Consider the following 16,615-nt stretch of genomic DNA (forward strand, 5'->3'; position numbering starts at 1 on the left):
TTTGAGTGAGAAGCCTTATGCACAACACTTCTTGTATTTCTTACCGCTGCCGCAAGAACATGGGTCGTTACGGTTAGGTGTCTTTTCGAATGTCATTGTTTTTGGCTTGTTTAGCAACGTGTCGAACTCAAGCGTGTTTTCTTCTTTAGTTGCATCAACAGATACAGTAACAAAGATTGAATGCTCAGCCGCGATTGCTTCAACTTCTGCTTTACGAGCTTCAGTTTGAACCATTACCGCAACTGGTGACTCTTCAGTACCCACTTTAACATCGCGGTTTACATTGTAGCCAGCAAGAACGTGGTTCTGTCTTGTTTCGATACGGCCTTTGAAAAATAGTTTCGACATTGGGTACTCACAAAATTTGGGATGACGCTATTCCTATGCTAGGTAGCGTTATAGAGCGGGGGATTATACGCATATATTCCAATTGATAAAGCAGTGATGTGAGTAAAGATTGTTGGTTTTTGTTTGCTAGCAATTATTTGTTTTATTGCTTTGTTCTAATTAGACTAATTTTGAAACTCAAGACAATAAGGTTTCCCTTAACAGGGCTTCAAGTGATAAATTTAAATCGTCAATTTAAACAACGAGATACCCCATGAAGTTAGATGCCATCCTGTGGGATTACGATGGAACCTTAGTGAATTCAGTTCCAAAGAATATCGCAATTACTAAAGATATTATCTCTGTGGTCGCGCCACACTTATCCGGTGAGAACTTACCTAAATATCTGCTCAGCGAAACGCTTTATCACGAAGCCAACCACGGTGCTAAAAACTGGCAAGCTTTATATGTCGATTATTATGGCCTATCACATGACGAAATGCTGATCGCCGGTGGAATGTGGGCAGAGCATCAAGAGAAAAATCAAACTGCTGTCACCTTGTTTGACGGGATGAACACTGTGGTAAGTCAGTTTGCTCATCTTCCTCATGGGATTTGTTCTCAAAACTCTCAATTGAATATTCGTGGTGTACTCGACAGTTATGGCATTGGCGATTTGTTTAAATCGGTAGTGGGCTATGACGATGTCTCGAACGGCCACCAAAAGCCACACCCGTTTGGTGGCGTGAAATGTGTTGAGAACATATTTGGCGTCGATCAGGCTAACGAGCTTTGTTTGATGTACATCGGTGACCATGAAGCGGACACACAGTTTGCTCGCAATATTGAAGCAGCATTGGGTAAGAACGCAAAAGTGATTGCCGTGGCCGCCGGTTATAGCCGATCTGAGCCTGAAAACTGGCAAACCAAGCCCGATTATATTGCCAACCATGTCGATGATCTTTTAACGATTATCGGTAAGTACGCATAGAGGTATACAGCTTAAGTACGCTTAAAGCGATGTCTTCAGGTGCCTAAATAGCTATGTAAAAAATTCGTTATAACTGAACGATTTTAAGGAAGAATAATGACACCAAAACAAGTGGTATTAGGTTTTTGGGATGCAATGCGCAGTAATGATTTTGCAAAGGCGAGTGAATGGCTAGCCGCAGATTTTGAAGGCTATTGGCCTCAGTCGTCTGAATTGACGGTAGGCCGCCACAACTTCACTGCAATCAACGCCGAATACCCAGCCAATGGTGTTTGGGAATTCACCCTCAATTCGATTGTCTGTGAAGGAGATTCCGTAGTAACAGACGTTTCGGTTACTGACAGTGTATTGAAAGACCGAGTGATTACCTTTCACACGGTGGTTGATGGTTTTATTCAAAAGCAAACTGAGTTTTGGCCAGACCCATTTGAAGCACCGGCGTGGCGATCGCAGTGGGTTGAGGTTGTATCGAGCAATTAGTTTGTATCGATACGATCAGTTTGTAACGAACAATCAGGTGCATCTAACAATCAGATTATAACAAACAAGTGGCATTAGGAGGTTTCATTGAGCAAGGTAGTGATTGTAACAGGCGGAAGCCGAGGCATTGGCGCAGCGACGTCTAAATTGTTGGCCAGTAAAGGCTATGCCGTATGCGTTAACTTTATACACAATGAGTCGCGAGCTGAAGATCTAGTGAACGAGATTCGCGAACAAGGCGGAACCGCCATAAGCGTGCGTGCGGATGTGTCTGTTGAATCGGACGTGAAATCCTTATTCGAGATTGCTCGTAACAAGCTAGGTCCAGTGACTCACTTGGTCAATAATGCCGGGATCTTGTTTACCCAGTCACCATTGGTTGATATCGAATTGGATCGCTTTGAGAAGGTGATGAAATCGAATGTATCAAGCTGTTTCCTGTGCAGTAAAGCCTTTATCAAACAAGCGGACGGTGCAGGTTCTATTGTGAATGTCTCATCTGCTGCTTCTCGCACAGGAGCGCCGTTTGAATATGTCGATTATGCAGCATCGAAAGGCGCGATGGATTCACTAACCAAAGGCTTATCGCTTGAATTGGCTGCGCGTAATATCCGAGTTAATGGTGTCAGACCGGGTTGTATCTACACCGAAATGCACGCAGACGGCGGAGAGCCTGATCGCGTAGACAGACTAGCTTCGCAGTTACCATTACAACGAGGTGGCACGCCAGAAGAAGTCGCTAACTCTATCGCGTGGTTACTGTCAGACGAAGCTTCTTATGTCACTGGATCATTCATTGATATTGCGGGCGGGCGATAGGGCTCGTTAGCTTTTACACTAAGATAGATCAGTAAAAACCATAAACACGCAACAAAAGTACCTAACTAAAAGAACGAAACTAAGAGTATAAACATGAAAAACTATTTTGAGAGTCCGTTTGTCGGAAAGTCACTCAAAGAACAAGTGACCAACCCAAACATCATCGTGGGCGAGCACAGCTATTACTCGGGTTACTACCATAACCACAGTTTTGATGACTGTGCGCGTTACCTATTACCGGATAGAACCGACATCGATAAGCTGATCATCGGTAGCTATTGTTCGATTGGTTCTGGCGCTGTATTTATGATGGCGGGCAACCAAGGCCACCAAAATCAATGGGTGAGTACCTTCCCGTTCTTCTATCAAGACGACGAGAAATTTGAAGATGCGATAGACGGCTTCGAACGCTCTGGTGATACCTTGATTGGTAACGATGTGTGGATTGGCACCGAAGCCATGATAATGAGTGGTGTTAAGGTCGGTGACGGAGCAATCATCGCAAGTCGAGCAGTTGTGACTAAAGACGTTGCACCATACTCGATTGTTGGTTCAAACCCAGCGCGTCACATCCGTTATCGTTTCAATGAGACTGAAATCGCTCAGTTGCTAGAAATGAAATGGTGGGAGTGGAGCGAAGAACAGATCAAAGGCGCAATGTCGTTGATCTGTTCTTCAGATATCGATGGGCTTTATCAATATTGGAAAGTGTTCGCGCAATCTTAAATTCAGGCTCGCTGAAATTACAAGTGCGCCTAAATAAACGCACGTGAGCTAGATACCTGCGCCAACTTGAAAATAGAGCGCGGTATCGCGAGGTCAATTCCCGAAATTAAACCATAGCGTCTTGCGATCAGGTAACGGAAACCGACGCCGTAAGCAGCGTGAGAGCTTTGATCAAACATGTCTTTATCGCTGTCACCCGCATAGCCAATTCCCGTAAACACCGCGGTTGACCAACGTGGTGTCCATTGTTTGCTTACTTGAACTTCTGCCGCGACCGTGTGTTCACCTTGATAGCGATTGCGGGCGATACCTCTCAGTTCAATGTCTGGGTAATATTGAGGAGAAAGCACTCGTTCATTGGTCGACAATGATTTGTACTGTCCTCGCAATGCTAGGTTCCACACCTTGTTTAACTCCCAATAGTTCAGCCCTTCCACATTAAACGTTTGGTAGGTGTAGTCACTGCCAATCGCATCACCAAACCAAAGGTATTCCGCGACATAGTTGTATCCTTGCGTCGGATTCAAGAAGCTGTTCTTGCTGTCGTATTCAGCGATTAGACCCAAACCGGAAGAGGTCGGTGACGTGTTGCCAATGTTGTTTAAGATTTCTTGCGCTTTAGGATGATTATTAAGTGAGAGTGTTGGTGCGAAGAACTGTTGAGAAAACCCCAGTAACCATTTGGAGTCGGGTACTCTAAATTGGAGTTTCTGTATCCCGCCCATGCCTTTGAGTCCAAGCTCAACACCTTCGTTTGGATCGAGTGGAGACAAGGCGTTCGGAGAGCTTTGTCGATAGAAGGTCATGTTGATATCGCCATAACCTAATCCACCAAGGTAGCGTATTGAGTCTTCATTCCAACTGCGCTTGTGACCAACAAACGCCATCCAAGTACCATTTTCTGTCGCAAAGCCGCCAATCGCAGTGATTGCAGGGGTGAGAAGTTGAGCACCACCATCGATGGATTTTTCAGCGAGTTCTTTACGCGTGTTTTTTTGCTCTTCAGATTCGTGCATGAAGATACCGGTGAAGCCGCCACCGTATCCTACCGCAGGCTCTGTAATGAGAATTGGCACAGGAAGAAAACCGTAGGCATTTTCTGCGAGGTATTCTCCCATATCGAGTTGGCCATCGATCTCATCGATAAAGCTGACGGCGTGTGTCGCCGTAGAAAAAAATATCAGGCTACTTAGTGCTAAAGGCTTAAAGGTCATAACATTCCGTATTATTCACTATCCATTAAATTGAGTGTAATCAATCAAATAGATAGCGCAATAGAACGAGGAGTATTAACCGGTATATCGGTTCAAAAGGCGAATGGAACAGCGTTTACTATTGGATGGTTTCAACGTACGTCAGAATATCCAGAGCATCTTGCTTGGTAATTGTACCTTTCCACACTGGCATACCTTGTTCTACGTTACCTTCTAAAACGTCATCTGCCAAAGAACTTGGACTGGTAAAAAAGCCGCCTAGTTTATTAGCGATATTGGCGGGCTTGTGTGGCAATGAAGCGGCAGTGGGGCCATCACCGTGTCCTTTGTCGCCATGACACACCTGACAAAGCTGCGTGTATTTGGCTTTACCGTTGGCGAAGTGCCTCGCATCGATTTCTGAGGCGGCACTTGCATTACACGTCATCATTGAAGCGACTAAACCTAAGAAAGCTAACACGTGTAAATGGTTCATGGTTTTCATTGTTTTGTTCTCAATTATTATTTAACAATGAAAGAATAAGCAGATGTGAGTAGAAGAAACGTGAATGGGTAAAGCGAGATTAAGCTAAGTTTAGAAGTAGGTTTAGAAGCAAGTTTAGAAATAGGATTAGAAACAAGTTTAGTTGCGGACGAACATCAATGTGATGTAGGTAAACGATTGATTATATGCATATTGCATAGTATGGCGTGTCGCATTAGCGTGGTGGATGAATTGGAGGGGTATTATGATTAGTTGCAACGATTACGATTATATTGAGATTGTGTGTATGCACCGATACCCAATCAAATTAACGCTGAAGTCTGGCGAGCAGATTGAATGTGTCGGATTAGATACTCAACGCAATGATAGCCGTGAAGAGTGCATTAAGGTCAGTATTCAAGGTGTAGAACAACTTGTCGTACTCACTGATCTTTCCACACTAGAAGTCTGTGTCGACAATCCTCATTTTCAGCAGATTTCATTCAAAACGTCATAGGCTTTCAAATGAATAACACCATAGAACAATGCTATTGCACCGCGTGCAGAGAAGACACACAACACGTTGTTGTGTTGGTCAGAAAGACGAGTGCGTTTGCAGACAAACCTAACCAAAAGCGAAGCGAGTTTTGGGCAGGCATGATAAAAGGTTGGTTCCTTGGCCCGTTTATCGCGTCAATGGATGAGTTTTCTCGTCACCTTGTCTGTGAAAAGTGTGGCCATAAAGAGATACAAGATTAGTCGCGTTATTTTACAAAACATTGGATTCAATACAGTTAGATCGTCAATTGGCTTAGGAATAAAACGAATGAGAGTAGAAACGATTGAAGCCGTAAAGGCGTATGGTTTTTCAGTAAGAACCACTAATACCGATGAGATTGACTCAGCCAAAGCCAAGATAGGGCAATTGTGGCAGGGCTTTTTTGACCAAGCGTTTCCTAAACTGACACCAGATTCAAAGGTGTATGGTGTCTACACAAACTACGAGTCTGACTTTACGGGTGAATTTGATGTGATCGCTTGTACTAGCGCACTCACCGATAACAATTTAGATGCGCTTGTCGAAACCGAAATACAAGCAGGCAAATACTTAACGTTTTCTGCTGAAGGTGAACTCCCTCAAGCAGTGATCGACCTATGGGGTGAAGTGTGGGCGTATTTCAACGCAGTGGATTGCCCACATGTTCGAACTTACACGACAGATTTTGAATTCTACAAAGGCGAAACCGAAGTCGAGATTTCGATAGCGATTCAGTGATCAGTTTAAAATAAACAAAAGGCTTAACTTAGACTCTAACATCCGGTTAAAGGACTGCAGTATCCAGTTAAGAGACAGTAGTTACCGGTAAAGAGACTGCGAAAAACCAGTTAAGCCTTTGAATATCTGTTTATTACAAATAAGATACAGTGTCACGTAATTACCTTAATACCCACGCCTTATCTAACCCTGAATTTCCCTAGCTCACCCCAAACTCCCTTAAGTCACCCAAAAACACAATCTTGCTTGGTTTCATTCCACAAAGGGTATTGCTTCATGACTTGGGTGTAGAGCTTACTTTCCAAGTGCGCTCTTAACCAACGTCCTACGTTTTGGTACTCAGATTGTACAAACCACTTCTTTTCGACTCGTACAAACTGGCTGACAAAAGGCATCACGGCAAAGTCGGCTAAGCTTGGGATTTCTCCGAAAAAGTAGGGCTGTTCGGTGAGTAGCGTTTCTAGCTGACTAATGAACGCTTCGCAGGCTTGTCGACGTAGTTCAACATCGATGTTTCGGTAACGAACAGACGCTCTGTACTTTTCTAAGTGGCCAATAAAATCTTCATCGTTGATTTTGATGAGCTGCTGGACTTGTTGGCTCAGTGTTGGATTACTTGAACGAAGAAGATCTTGAGGATCGTTTTGCTGAAGTGCCCAGTTCATCACATCCAAGCTCTGCTCAATGATTTGTCCATTTGGCAACACCAATACCGGAACGGTACCTTTTGGCGAACTGGCCAATAGTTCGCTAGGCTTGTCTTTGGTAACGATTTCTCGAAGTAACACTTTTTGCTGTGATAGTGCGATGCCCATTCGTCCGCGCATGGCGTAAGGGCAGCGACGTAAAGAATAAAGGATAGGTAAATCGGATTCGTTTGGCATTATTGAGGTCATTTAGTTTGAAAAGTGTTGTTAGGTGGTAAAGAGATCGTGATGTAGGTAGAATACGCGGCTTAAAAATTATAAGTAAGTGAGCGACTTCAAAAATGAGCAGAAAGATTGAGTTATTAGCCCCAGGTGGCGATGTAGAGGCGATTAAAGCAGCTATCGTAGCGGGTGCTAATGCGGTTTATTGCGGTTTAGACACCTTCAACGCTCGTAACAGAGCCTCTAACCTATCGTTAGATGAGTTGAATGGTGTGATTCGCCTTGCTCATGAATACGGTTGTGAAGTGTTTCTGACTCTTAACGTTGTGCTGCTGGAGCATGAAATTAAGAGCATCACTAAACTGTTGAACCAGCTTGTGAACACTAAGCTTGATGGCATCATCGTCCAAGATCTTGGTTTGTTCGATTTGGTGAAAAAGCATTTCCCATCGTTAGATGTTCACGCATCGACTCAGTTAACGACACACAACGAAGGCCAGATTAAGTTCTTGTCTAAAATTGGCGCAACACGCGTTAACTTGTCTCGTGAATTGAACCTGCCAGAAATCAAAATGCTGACGGAAGTGGCACACGACCACGATGTTCTAACCGAAGTGTTTGTACATGGCGCTTTGTGTATCGCATTCTCTGGCCAATGTTACTCAAGCTCAGTAAGTGTGGGTAACTCAGGTAACCGTGGCCGTTGTAGCCAAGCATGTCGTGATGAATACGAAATCACTGATGCAGGAAACAAGTTCCCACTGAATCTGAAAGATAATTCAGCGTACTACGACCTACCTGAATTGGTTGACGCGAAAGTCGACTCATTGAAAGTTGAAGGCCGTATCAAAGGCGCACACTACGTATACACAGTGGTTGATACGTGGCGCAAACAAATTGATAGCTTTGTAGAAAGTGGTTTGTTGATCGAAGACGATTCAAACCTGCACAAAGTATTCAACCGTGATTTCACTAACTCTTTCCTTAAGGGCAACCTAACGAAAGACATGTTCATTGATAATCCTCGTGACAACAGCATGAACTACGCCGTTGATAAAGCGACGAAAGAGAACAATGAAATCTCAGTGGTACAAATTCAAGAAGTGACCAGCGATCTTTATGAAGCGAAAAATGCCCTAGGCAGTGAAATGCGCGACAAGATCGAGTTCCTTGATATTCGTAAAACACCCGTGTCATTGTCGTTTAGCGCTAAGGTGGGTCAACCATTTACGGTGACAGTGAACACACCAAAAGAAAACTTTACAGTTCAATCTCAATCATTATTGGCAACAGCTAAAGAGACTGCGATTACTCAGGCGTTACTTGAGAAGCGTTTCAAATCAGTGAAGAGTGCTGTTCATACGCTTGAAAACTGTAACTACGACAACTTAGATGAAGGTCTGATTCTTCCTTTGAAAGAAGTGTCGGTCTTAAAAGACGAAATCGATTTCATCTTAAACGGTTCTGTGAAAGTGATTAAGCACGTTGAAGTGCCAGCACTGCCTCAGCAACCAAAGGTTAACGAGAAGCCAACCATGTCGATGCTTATCGCTGATGTGGAAGACTTGCACCTGTGTGACGTAACTGACGCGGATGTTTACTTCAAATTGCCTGAAAGCTTCAAGAAGCGTTGTAACAAGTACATTGACATCTTGGCAGCAAACCCACGTTTGATTCCTTGGTTCCCAGCAGTATTGATCGGCAAAGATTACGACGAAGCGGTTCGTATTCTTGAAGAGATCAAGCCAGCTCGCATCGTGACCAACAACACGGGTATTGCTTACAAAGCTTACGAAATGGGTATTGAGTGGGTTGCTGGCCCGTTCATGAACACGACCAACTCTCACGCACTGGTTACGCTGAAAGAAGAGCTGAACTGTGCTGGTGCTTTCATTTCGAACGAGATCAACAAAGGTCAGATTCGTCATATTCGCCGCCCAGAGAACTTCAAACTGTTCTACAGCATCTATCACCCAATCTTGATGATGACCAGCCGCCAGTGTTTCTTCCAAAGAACTGTGGGTTGTAACAAGCCAAGCATTGAAGCCGGTTGTATGTTGAAGTGTGAGAAAGCGACCACGATTACCAACGTGAAAGGCATCTCTTTCGCGGTGGATAAACAGAAGGGTGGCTACCCAAGCATTTACAACCACGAGCAGTTCTTAAACCATGACGCTGTAACAGATTTCTCGGGTCTGTTCGACGAGTTCTTCATCGACCTAACCAACATCGGCGCGGGCTCGAAAGAAGTACAAGACAAAGTAGAGCTGATTAAGCACTTCCAAGGTTTGATTGACGGCGTTGATGGCTCACAACAGAACCTAGAGCAGATGGTTGAAGTTCGAACTAATGCTCAGTACGTTCAAGGTTTATAGGGTGCAAGGTCTATAGGGTTCAAGGTTTGTAGGTCTATAGATTTATAGGCTGCACGGCTTATAGCTTCTAAAGCAAAGAGCGTTCAGCATTCAAGGTCTAAAGTATTAACCGCTTATAACCGTTTATAGCCGCTTATAAGTACTCTGAACCAATAAACAAAAGGCCACTCAATCGAGTGGCCTTTTTAATGTCTGAGTCGTTTTGAATCAGCGAATACGTTATTCCGTCACGGCTTCTTGTTTGAAGCATGGGCTTTTCAACGTGTTCATCTTTTCGATTTCATTGGTTAAGCGCAGCGAGAGCAGGGCTTTTTGATTCGAAGCAAAATCAAACATCACGATAGTCGCGGTGCCTATGCTCGTTAGCTTCTGTTGAGTTTTACTGACAATCGCGTATTCCATGGTGAATCGGTCATCTTGAATATCAGTGACACGAGAGCCAATCATCAACGTATCTGGATACGTGACTGGGCGGAAATACTTACAGTAAGTGTCACCAAGAACAGGGCCTACTTTGGTAATCGCCATCTCTTCCATCAGCTCAACGTGCTTGAAAAAATCTAAGCGAGCGGTTTCGAAATAGCGAAAATATACGGCGTTGTTAACGTGATTGAGTGCGTCCATTTCTCCCCAAGCGACAGGGATTTCTGTTACTACCGGGTAGTCAGATAATAGTGCTTCCATGCGAACTCTCTTATTGTTATCTGTGTCGTTAATGTTATCTGGGTAATTAACGTTATTGGCTTATCCTTCATCGGGATAAGTTGTTATTGGAATAAAAACCCTACCGCTAAATTAACAAAACTGCAACACGTGTGATTTAAGTTTTTGAAGCTTGAAACCACACAATGTCAGTGACTTAACTTTCAGTTACTTATTGATTAGTGTCTCACTAAACAAACGACTTACGCACATCCATTCAATGATTACGCATTAAGGTGTTTGAATTGCAGTTCAACTAGGCGTTGGTACAATTCGCAGCTATTGATGAGAGACTGGTGGTCGCCGATGTCTACTAGCTGGCCTTTATCGAGCACCGCAATCTGGTCGGCGTGTTTAATTGTTGATAAACGATGAGCGATAATGATTGTCGTTCTGCCACGCATTAACTCTTCTAAAGCTTGTTGAACGTGATGTTCACTTTCGCTGTCTAGTGCGCTGGTTGCTTCGTCCAACAATAGAATGTTTGGATCTTTTAGGATGGCACGAGCAATCGCAATACGTTGTCTCTGGCCACCAGACAGCCTTACGCCACGTTCGCCAAGGAAGCTGTTATATCCGTCGGGTAAGTTCTGTATGAATTCGTGAGCGTGCGCTTTTTTAGCTGCCTCAATAACTTGTTCATCAGTAGCATCTGGATTTCCGTATCGAATGTTATGGAACACATCGTTACTAAACAGAGCGGGTTGTTGTGGAACCAGAGCCATCTGCTTTCTCAGTTCATTCGGATCAAACTGATTCAGTTCAACACCGCCTAATGTTACTTTACCTACTTGTGGGTCGTAGAAACGTTGCAGCAGTTCAAATAGGGTGGTTTTACCTGCACCTGACGGGCCAACCAATGCCAACACTTTACCTTCATGAGCCGTTAGCGTGAGGTTGCTTGTTGCGGGCTGGTCTGGTCTTGATGGGTAACAGAAGGTCACATCATCAAAAGCAACTTCTGGTGTCACGTTATCCAGTGATGTTGGGTTTTCTACAGGCGCCACAATGTGGCTTTCAACTTGTAGAATTTCAATCAAACGCTCTGTCGCACCTGCCGCGCGTTGCAGTTCACCCATCACTTCAGAAATGGTACCTAATGACGAAGCGACCATAATCGCATAGAACACAAACGCCGCTAAGTCACCCGCCGACATGGTGCCATTGATGACATCACTACCACCAACCCACAGCATCCCTGATATTGCGCTGAACACGATAACAATTACACCAGAGATAAGAATCGCGCGCTGTTTAACGCGCTGGCGTCCAATCTCATAAGCCTTTTCCACTTCTACCGCGAATGAAGCTTTCTCTTGCGCTTCTCGGCTGTAGCTTTGCACCGTTTTAATATGCTCAATCGCTTCACCTGCGTAAGACCCGACATCAGACATCGAATCTTGGCTTTGGCGAGATAAAGCTCTTACACGGCGCCCATAGACAAGGATCGGAATCAAGATAAACGGCACCGACGCCAATACAATCAACGTCAGCTTAATATTGGTCGCAAACAGCATGATGATTGCACCAATACACATCAACGCGCTGCGCATCGCCATAGAGAACGATGAACCAATGATGCTTTGAAGTAGAGTGGTATCCGTTGTGATACGCGACATGATGTCACCACTGCCATTGGTCTCGAAATAACTCGGGTGCAGCGTCACGACATGATTGAAAACCGATAACCGAATATCCGCACTCACGCGTTCCCCAACAGAAGAAACCAAATAGAAGCGGAAGAAAGTACCAATCGAGATCAACACGACCACGACCATGATGAATTGAATCGCGCTGCCTAAATCTGAGAGTGATTGTTGGCTAAAACCTTGGTCGATAAGAAGGCGAATACCGTGTCCGACTGAAAGGGTTAAGCTCGCCGTGAAGATCAACGCGATCAACGCAGCAATAACACGACCTTTATAAGGCTGAATAAATTTGCTGAGCTCGAACAGAATACTGAGGCTTTTTTTCTCAGGTTTGGGTTCTGGCGCTTTTTGAGTCGATCGCTGAGTTGAGTCGAGCGTAGAAGAGACATCGTTTTGCATATGACTGCCTTAATGTGTTGTCGCTTTAAAAATAGATGGCTTGTTGCTTGTTGCTTATTGCTTATGGCTAATTGCTTATGGTTTATGACTTATTGCCTGTACTGCGCTTTTTTCGCTGGGAAGTACTTGTTGTTGAGAATAGAACCCATTAAAGCATTTATTGCGCTGTGACGCTCCCTAGGAAACTCAATTTCCGATATTTGATCATCACCAAGTGAATAGTTCGAAACGACATTAAAGGAAAACTAAGCATTCTGATCCAGTCGGTTCGATAGGAAAGTAGGGGGTTTAACCCTAATTTTTATGCAAGTAAATTAGCGTTAATAGGGGAGTGCGTTCATAAACTAGTAATCGAGTTATGATTTATAAATTGATAGAAAAACGTTTGCTTTTTATCTCGATACTAACCTTATCAATAGCTTGCAATTTTTGGTTGTAAGACCAGTTATAGCGACTGTTTTTTGTGCAATATTTGTTACAAAAATTCAACAAAGTAGTTTTTTATACATTTTTCTTGCATAAAACCTCGGATTGAATAGAATAACCAACAAATGACAATTAATGCAGTATTGTGGCATGAGTATTCAAGTAAAGAGCATCAACAAATCATACGGTGATACCCAAGTTCTTCATGACATCAGCTTCGACTGTGAGAGTGGCGAAACCTTGGTATTGCTTGGCCCAAGCGGCGCGGGCAAGAGTTCACTACTGCGTGTTTTGAACCTGCTAGAAATCGCGGACAACGGCGAATTAGATATTGCTAACGAGCGATTCGACTTTGCTGGTCAGATCCAAGAGAAGCAAGGGCTTAAACTTCGTCGTAAAGTCGGCATGGTGTTCCAGCAATACAACTTATGGCCACACATGACGGTGATGGAAAACTTGATTGAAGCACCAACGAAAGTTGCGGGTTTGGATAAGCAAGAGGCGATCAAGCAAGCTCAAGAAGTGCTAAAGACACTTCAACTTGCCGACAAAGCCGACGCTTGGCCACTTCAACTGTCTGGCGGTCAACAACAGCGTGTTGCGATTGCACGTGCGCTGATGATGAAACCGGATGTGTTGTTGTTTGATGAGCCAACAGCGGCGCTTGATCCTGAGATCACCAACCAAGTCGTGAGCATTATTAAAGAATTGAGCGGAACGGGCATTACCCAAGTGGTCGTGACGCACGAAGTCGACTTCGCGAAGAAGATTGCTAGCCACGTTCTGTACCTAGAGAAAGGGTACATCGTTGAACACGGCACCAGTGATTCATTCGTTAATCCGCAGACACCTGAGTTTGCCGAGTATTTGACTCATTAAGTAAGTCACGTATTTAAAGAAAGTTGACTCACTAGATTTAGCTAAACACAACATCAATTAAAACAATCAAATTATAAGAATGGCCACAGGCCGCTATTACACAGTATTCGGAGTAACAAAATGAAAAAGATTCTACTAGCTTCACTTATCGGCCTTGCTTCTTTTAACGCAGCTGCTCAAGAAGAAATCAAATTCGCAATGGAAGCAACTTACGCACCATTCGAATACATGGATGAGAACAACCAAATTCAAGGTTTTGACGTAGACTTAGCAAACGCACTTTGTGAAGAGCTGAAAGCAACGTGTACTTTCCACAACCAAGCATTCGATAGCTTGATCCCTGCACTTAAATTCAAACGTTACGATGCAGCTATCTCGGCAATGGACATCACAGAAGCGCGTCTTCAACAAGTGAACTTCTCTAACGCTTACTACGATAACTCTGCAGCATTCATCTCTTTCGAAGGCAAAGTAGCAGACCAAGCAGCACTAGAAGGTAAGCGTGTTGGTGTTCAAAACGGTTCTACTCACCAGAGCTTCCTACTTGAGCAAATGACTGGCGTAACAGCGGTACCTTACTCAAGCTACCAAGATGCATTCATCGACATGAAAAACGGTCGTATCGATTCTGTATTCGGTGACACAGCCGTTGTAGCTGAATGGTTCAAGAAAGAAGACAACCTAACGTACGTTGGCGACCAAGTAACAAACCAAGAGTACTTCGGTAACGGCTTTGGTATCGCAGTAAACAAGAGCAACCAAGAACTTGTAGACCAGCTTAACGTTGCACTTGCAGCAGTGAAAGCGAACGGCGAATACGACAAGATCTTCAACAAGTACTTCGGTAAGTAATTTATGGAATTAACGGGTTACTCTTTAGGGCTCGTCGAAGCAAGCTGGATGACTGTTCAGCTTGCATTCGTAAGCCTATTGGTTGGATTGGTTCTAGCAGTTTTATTTGCAAGTGGTGAGATGTCTCGTCGTATTGCAATCAAATGGCCAACGACTGCATTTGTGACGATTGTTCGTGGTTTACCAGAAATTCTGGTCGTGCTGTTTATCTACTTTGGTTCGACACAAGTTCTGTTTATGATCACTGGCGACTTCATAGAAGTGAGCCCGTTCTTATCTGGTGTTGTTGCACTGTCACTTATCTTTGCTTCTTACGCTTCACAAACCATCCGTGGTGCTTTGAAAGCAGTTAGCAAAGGGCAGAGAGAAGCAGCAAGCGCGCTTGGTATTTCTCAGTCTCGTTCATTCTTTCGTATCGTGTTACCTCAAGCGGTAAGACACGCGCTACCTGGGTTAACCAACCAATGGTTAGTGTTACTGAAAGACACCGCATTAGTATCGCTAATTGGCGTAACGGATTTGCTGAAACAAGCACAACTAACATCAGCTGCAACGCACGAAGCATTCACTTGGTACGCGACAGCAGCAGCAATCTACTTGGTCATCACTTTAATCACACAAAGATTGGTAAAAGTGATTGATAGTAAGTTCTCTATTCAAGGTTTGGGTAACAAAGGGGCAATGGCATGAATCAACAATACCTCTCTCAAATGCTTGAAGGCTTAGCGACTAGCCTTCAACTCACAGGCGCTTCATTGCTGGTTGGTTGTATCTTATCGTTGTTAATGACAGTAACGCTGATCCTTAGATTACCAGTAATACATTGGTTCACTCGTGGCCTTATTACGCTGTTCACCGGCACACCATTATTGGTGCAAATCTTCTTGGTGTATTACGGCCCGGGTCAGTTCGATTGGATTCGTGAAAGCTTCCTATGGACATGGTTAAGTCAACCTTGGTTCTGTGCGATGTTGGCATTGGCTTTGAACACGGCGGCATACAGCACGCTACTGTTTAGAGGCGCATTCAACGCGATACCTGCAGGGCAGTGGGAAGCATGTCGCGCATTAGGCATGGACAAAATCGCAACGCTTAAAGTGTTACTGCCATACGCACTACGCCGCGCCGTTCCAGCATACTCGAACGAAGTGATTCTAGTCTTCAAAGGCACGTCACTGGCAAGCACCATCACCATCATGGACTTGATGGGCTACGCTCAGCGTATCAACGGCCAAACCTACGACACGTTAACCGTGTTCGGTATTGCAGGCGCATTCTACTTAGCTGTGAATGGCGTGCTAACGCTGATCTTCCGTCAGGTTGAGAAGAAGGCCCTCGCATTCGAAGCCGCGTAATCTAGCCACTCCAAAGGTTAACTAACGTATAAAGCCTGCCATTTATGTTCGCATAGATGGCAGGCTTTTTTGTATTTGGGGTATGCGCACGGGTACTGTTGTTATATCCAGTTGTTCGGTTTTTTTGCGAAATTCATACTATATGGAAATATTCTGCATTTTGTCATTCAATGAGCCTATCTATGTTTTAAGTCACTGAAATACTGTGATTAATTGTGGTAGAGTTCCGCTCATATGAAACTAGATAGAATACTTCTGTATTTAAATGCAGAATTTTTCTGTCTAAGAACTGTTAGCAGTACAAGGAAGTTATGAGCAAGCAAATTTGGGAAATCACAGTTCAAGACTTATCGGATCATAGTGTCTGGCAGTTTCCTATGTGGAAAGACGATAGTTTTGATGAAACCGTTATTGTTCCTGCAAGTGAAAGTGATGCTTTAGATCCTAATTCAAACATTATCGTCAGAGCTAAATTTCTCGATTCAGAAGGCTTTGAGTTTGTTGGTTTTATAAATTACGGTTTAACTGAGATTGAATATTCTCAACCATGTATGTTCGTAAAAGATGAGGTTGTAGGTTTTTGGTTTGGTATTTCTAAACCAAGTAAAGCTGACTTAACTAAGCTTAATTTTCCAATTGTAGCAACTTCAACCCCAGTTTATGGGTTAAAACCTAAGTCAGTAATCATTGAAGGCTACGGCTATATAAATGAGGGTTCTAGCAGTTGTGTAGTGCACTGCTAACAAGTCACTTAAACGGAACTAAAACAGTGGGTTACGTTTCGCTTCGCTACACATTTTAACCCACAATTTT

18 protein-coding genes and 1 pseudogene are annotated in these 16,615 nt (G+C 43.8%); 13 read left to right on the top strand and 6 right to left on the bottom strand.

Going from position 1 to position 16,615, the window contains the following annotated elements; translation table 11 throughout:
* Positions 1-15: 15 nt before the first annotated feature.
* Positions 16-348 (bottom strand): PBPRA1643 family SWIM/SEC-C metal-binding motif protein, encoded by a 333-nt coding sequence (locus tag AC3CHU_RS07950; protein WP_004733856.1) that lies wholly within the window; start codon positions 346-348, stop codon positions 16-18.
* 253 nt (positions 349-601) lie between these two features.
* Here AC3CHU_RS07950 and AC3CHU_RS07955 point away from each other — a divergent pair, with 253 nt between their 5' ends.
* The 4 genes from AC3CHU_RS07955 to catB all read left to right on the top strand — a co-directional run bounded on the left by AC3CHU_RS07955 (position 602) and on the right by catB (position 3,343).
* On the top strand, positions 602-1,318 hold the full coding sequence (locus AC3CHU_RS07955; RefSeq protein ID WP_488525426.1) for an HAD family hydrolase: 717 nt from the start codon (positions 602-604) through the stop codon (positions 1,316-1,318).
* 96 nt (positions 1,319-1,414) lie between these two features.
* Positions 1,415-1,798 carry a nuclear transport factor 2 family protein gene (locus AC3CHU_RS07960; protein ID WP_488525427.1) on the top strand — a complete coding sequence of 128 codons (384 nt, stop codon included), beginning with the start codon at positions 1,415-1,417 and terminating at the stop codon, positions 1,796-1,798.
* An 87-nt stretch (positions 1,799-1,885) separates the two neighbouring features.
* Positions 1,886-2,617 carry a glucose 1-dehydrogenase gene (locus tag AC3CHU_RS07965; protein WP_017090681.1) on the top strand — a complete coding sequence of 244 codons (732 nt, stop codon included), beginning with the start codon at positions 1,886-1,888 and terminating at the stop codon, positions 2,615-2,617.
* A 93-nt stretch (positions 2,618-2,710) separates the two neighbouring features.
* Positions 2,711-3,343, top strand: a complete 633-nt coding sequence (gene catB / locus AC3CHU_RS07970; RefSeq protein ID WP_488525428.1) for a type B chloramphenicol O-acetyltransferase — start codon at positions 2,711-2,713, stop codon at positions 3,341-3,343.
* 48 nt (positions 3,344-3,391) lie between these two features.
* On the opposite strand, the pseudogene AC3CHU_RS07975 reads toward catB, so the two are convergent.
* Both AC3CHU_RS07975 and AC3CHU_RS07980 read right to left on the bottom strand, forming a co-directional pair.
* A pseudogene (locus AC3CHU_RS07975) lies at positions 3,392-4,557 on the bottom strand (BamA/TamA family outer membrane protein).
* Positions 4,558-4,675: 118 nt separating this feature from the next.
* The gene (locus AC3CHU_RS07980) at positions 4,676-5,041 is read right to left on the bottom strand and encodes a c-type cytochrome (RefSeq protein WP_488525429.1); all 366 of its coding nucleotides are present in this window, start codon (positions 5,039-5,041) and stop codon (positions 4,676-4,678) included.
* A gap of 244 nt (positions 5,042-5,285) precedes the next feature.
* Between AC3CHU_RS07980 and AC3CHU_RS07985 the strand changes: the two genes are divergently transcribed.
* From AC3CHU_RS07985 to AC3CHU_RS07995, 3 genes are all read left to right on the top strand, one after another.
* A complete protein-coding gene (locus tag AC3CHU_RS07985; RefSeq protein ID WP_004733849.1) occupies positions 5,286-5,537 on the top strand; it encodes a Rho-binding antiterminator in 252 nt (83 codons plus the stop codon).
* An 8-nt stretch (positions 5,538-5,545) separates the two neighbouring features.
* A complete protein-coding gene (locus AC3CHU_RS07990; protein WP_004733848.1) occupies positions 5,546-5,779 on the top strand; it encodes a hypothetical protein in 234 nt (77 codons plus the stop codon).
* A gap of 67 nt (positions 5,780-5,846) precedes the next feature.
* On the top strand, positions 5,847-6,296 hold the full coding sequence (locus AC3CHU_RS07995) for a GyrI-like domain-containing protein (RefSeq protein ID WP_488525430.1): 450 nt from the start codon (positions 5,847-5,849) through the stop codon (positions 6,294-6,296).
* Positions 6,297-6,520: 224 nt separating this feature from the next.
* Here the strand turns inward: AC3CHU_RS07995 and AC3CHU_RS08000 are convergent, their stop codons facing one another.
* The gene (locus AC3CHU_RS08000; RefSeq protein ID WP_488525482.1) at positions 6,521-7,111 is read right to left on the bottom strand and encodes a glutathione S-transferase; all 591 of its coding nucleotides are present in this window, start codon (positions 7,109-7,111) and stop codon (positions 6,521-6,523) included.
* Between the two features lie 173 nt (positions 7,112-7,284).
* On the opposite strand from AC3CHU_RS08000, the gene AC3CHU_RS08005 reads away from it, so the two are divergent.
* Positions 7,285-9,540 (top strand): peptidase U32 family protein, encoded by a 2,256-nt coding sequence (locus tag AC3CHU_RS08005; protein WP_054546343.1) that lies wholly within the window; start codon positions 7,285-7,287, stop codon positions 9,538-9,540.
* Positions 9,541-9,759: 219 nt separating this feature from the next.
* Here the strand turns inward: AC3CHU_RS08005 and AC3CHU_RS08010 are convergent, their stop codons facing one another.
* Positions 9,760-10,224, bottom strand: coding sequence for an acyl-CoA thioesterase (locus AC3CHU_RS08010; RefSeq protein ID WP_488525431.1), 465 nt, complete (start codon positions 10,222-10,224; stop codon positions 9,760-9,762).
* Between the two features lie 242 nt (positions 10,225-10,466).
* A complete protein-coding gene (locus AC3CHU_RS08015; RefSeq protein ID WP_488525432.1) occupies positions 10,467-12,290 on the bottom strand; it encodes an ABC transporter ATP-binding protein/permease in 1,824 nt (607 codons plus the stop codon).
* Between the two features lie 576 nt (positions 12,291-12,866).
* Here AC3CHU_RS08015 and artP point away from each other — a divergent pair.
* From artP to AC3CHU_RS08040, 5 genes are all read left to right on the top strand, one after another.
* The gene (gene artP / locus AC3CHU_RS08020) at positions 12,867-13,595 is read left to right on the top strand and encodes an arginine ABC transporter ATP-binding protein ArtP (protein ID WP_306179812.1); all 729 of its coding nucleotides are present in this window, start codon (positions 12,867-12,869) and stop codon (positions 13,593-13,595) included.
* 120 nt (positions 13,596-13,715) lie between these two features.
* On the top strand, positions 13,716-14,447 hold the full coding sequence (locus tag AC3CHU_RS08025; RefSeq protein ID WP_054546341.1) for a lysine/arginine/ornithine ABC transporter substrate-binding protein: 732 nt from the start codon (positions 13,716-13,718) through the stop codon (positions 14,445-14,447).
* A gap of 3 nt (positions 14,448-14,450) precedes the next feature.
* Positions 14,451-15,137 carry an arginine ABC transporter permease ArtQ gene (gene artQ, locus AC3CHU_RS08030; protein WP_065205245.1) on the top strand — a complete coding sequence of 229 codons (687 nt, stop codon included), beginning with the start codon at positions 14,451-14,453 and terminating at the stop codon, positions 15,135-15,137.
* Positions 15,134-15,802, top strand: coding sequence for an arginine ABC transporter permease ArtM (gene artM / locus AC3CHU_RS08035; protein ID WP_017074936.1), 669 nt, complete (start codon positions 15,134-15,136; stop codon positions 15,800-15,802). The genes artQ and artM overlap by 4 nt, the downstream gene beginning before the upstream one ends.
* Before the next feature lie 311 nt (positions 15,803-16,113).
* A complete protein-coding gene (locus tag AC3CHU_RS08040) occupies positions 16,114-16,545 on the top strand; it encodes a hypothetical protein (protein ID WP_065205241.1) in 432 nt (143 codons plus the stop codon).
* Positions 16,546-16,615: the final 70 nt, after the last annotated feature.

The organism is Vibrio sp. QJM3NY_39, assembly GCF_057785895.1.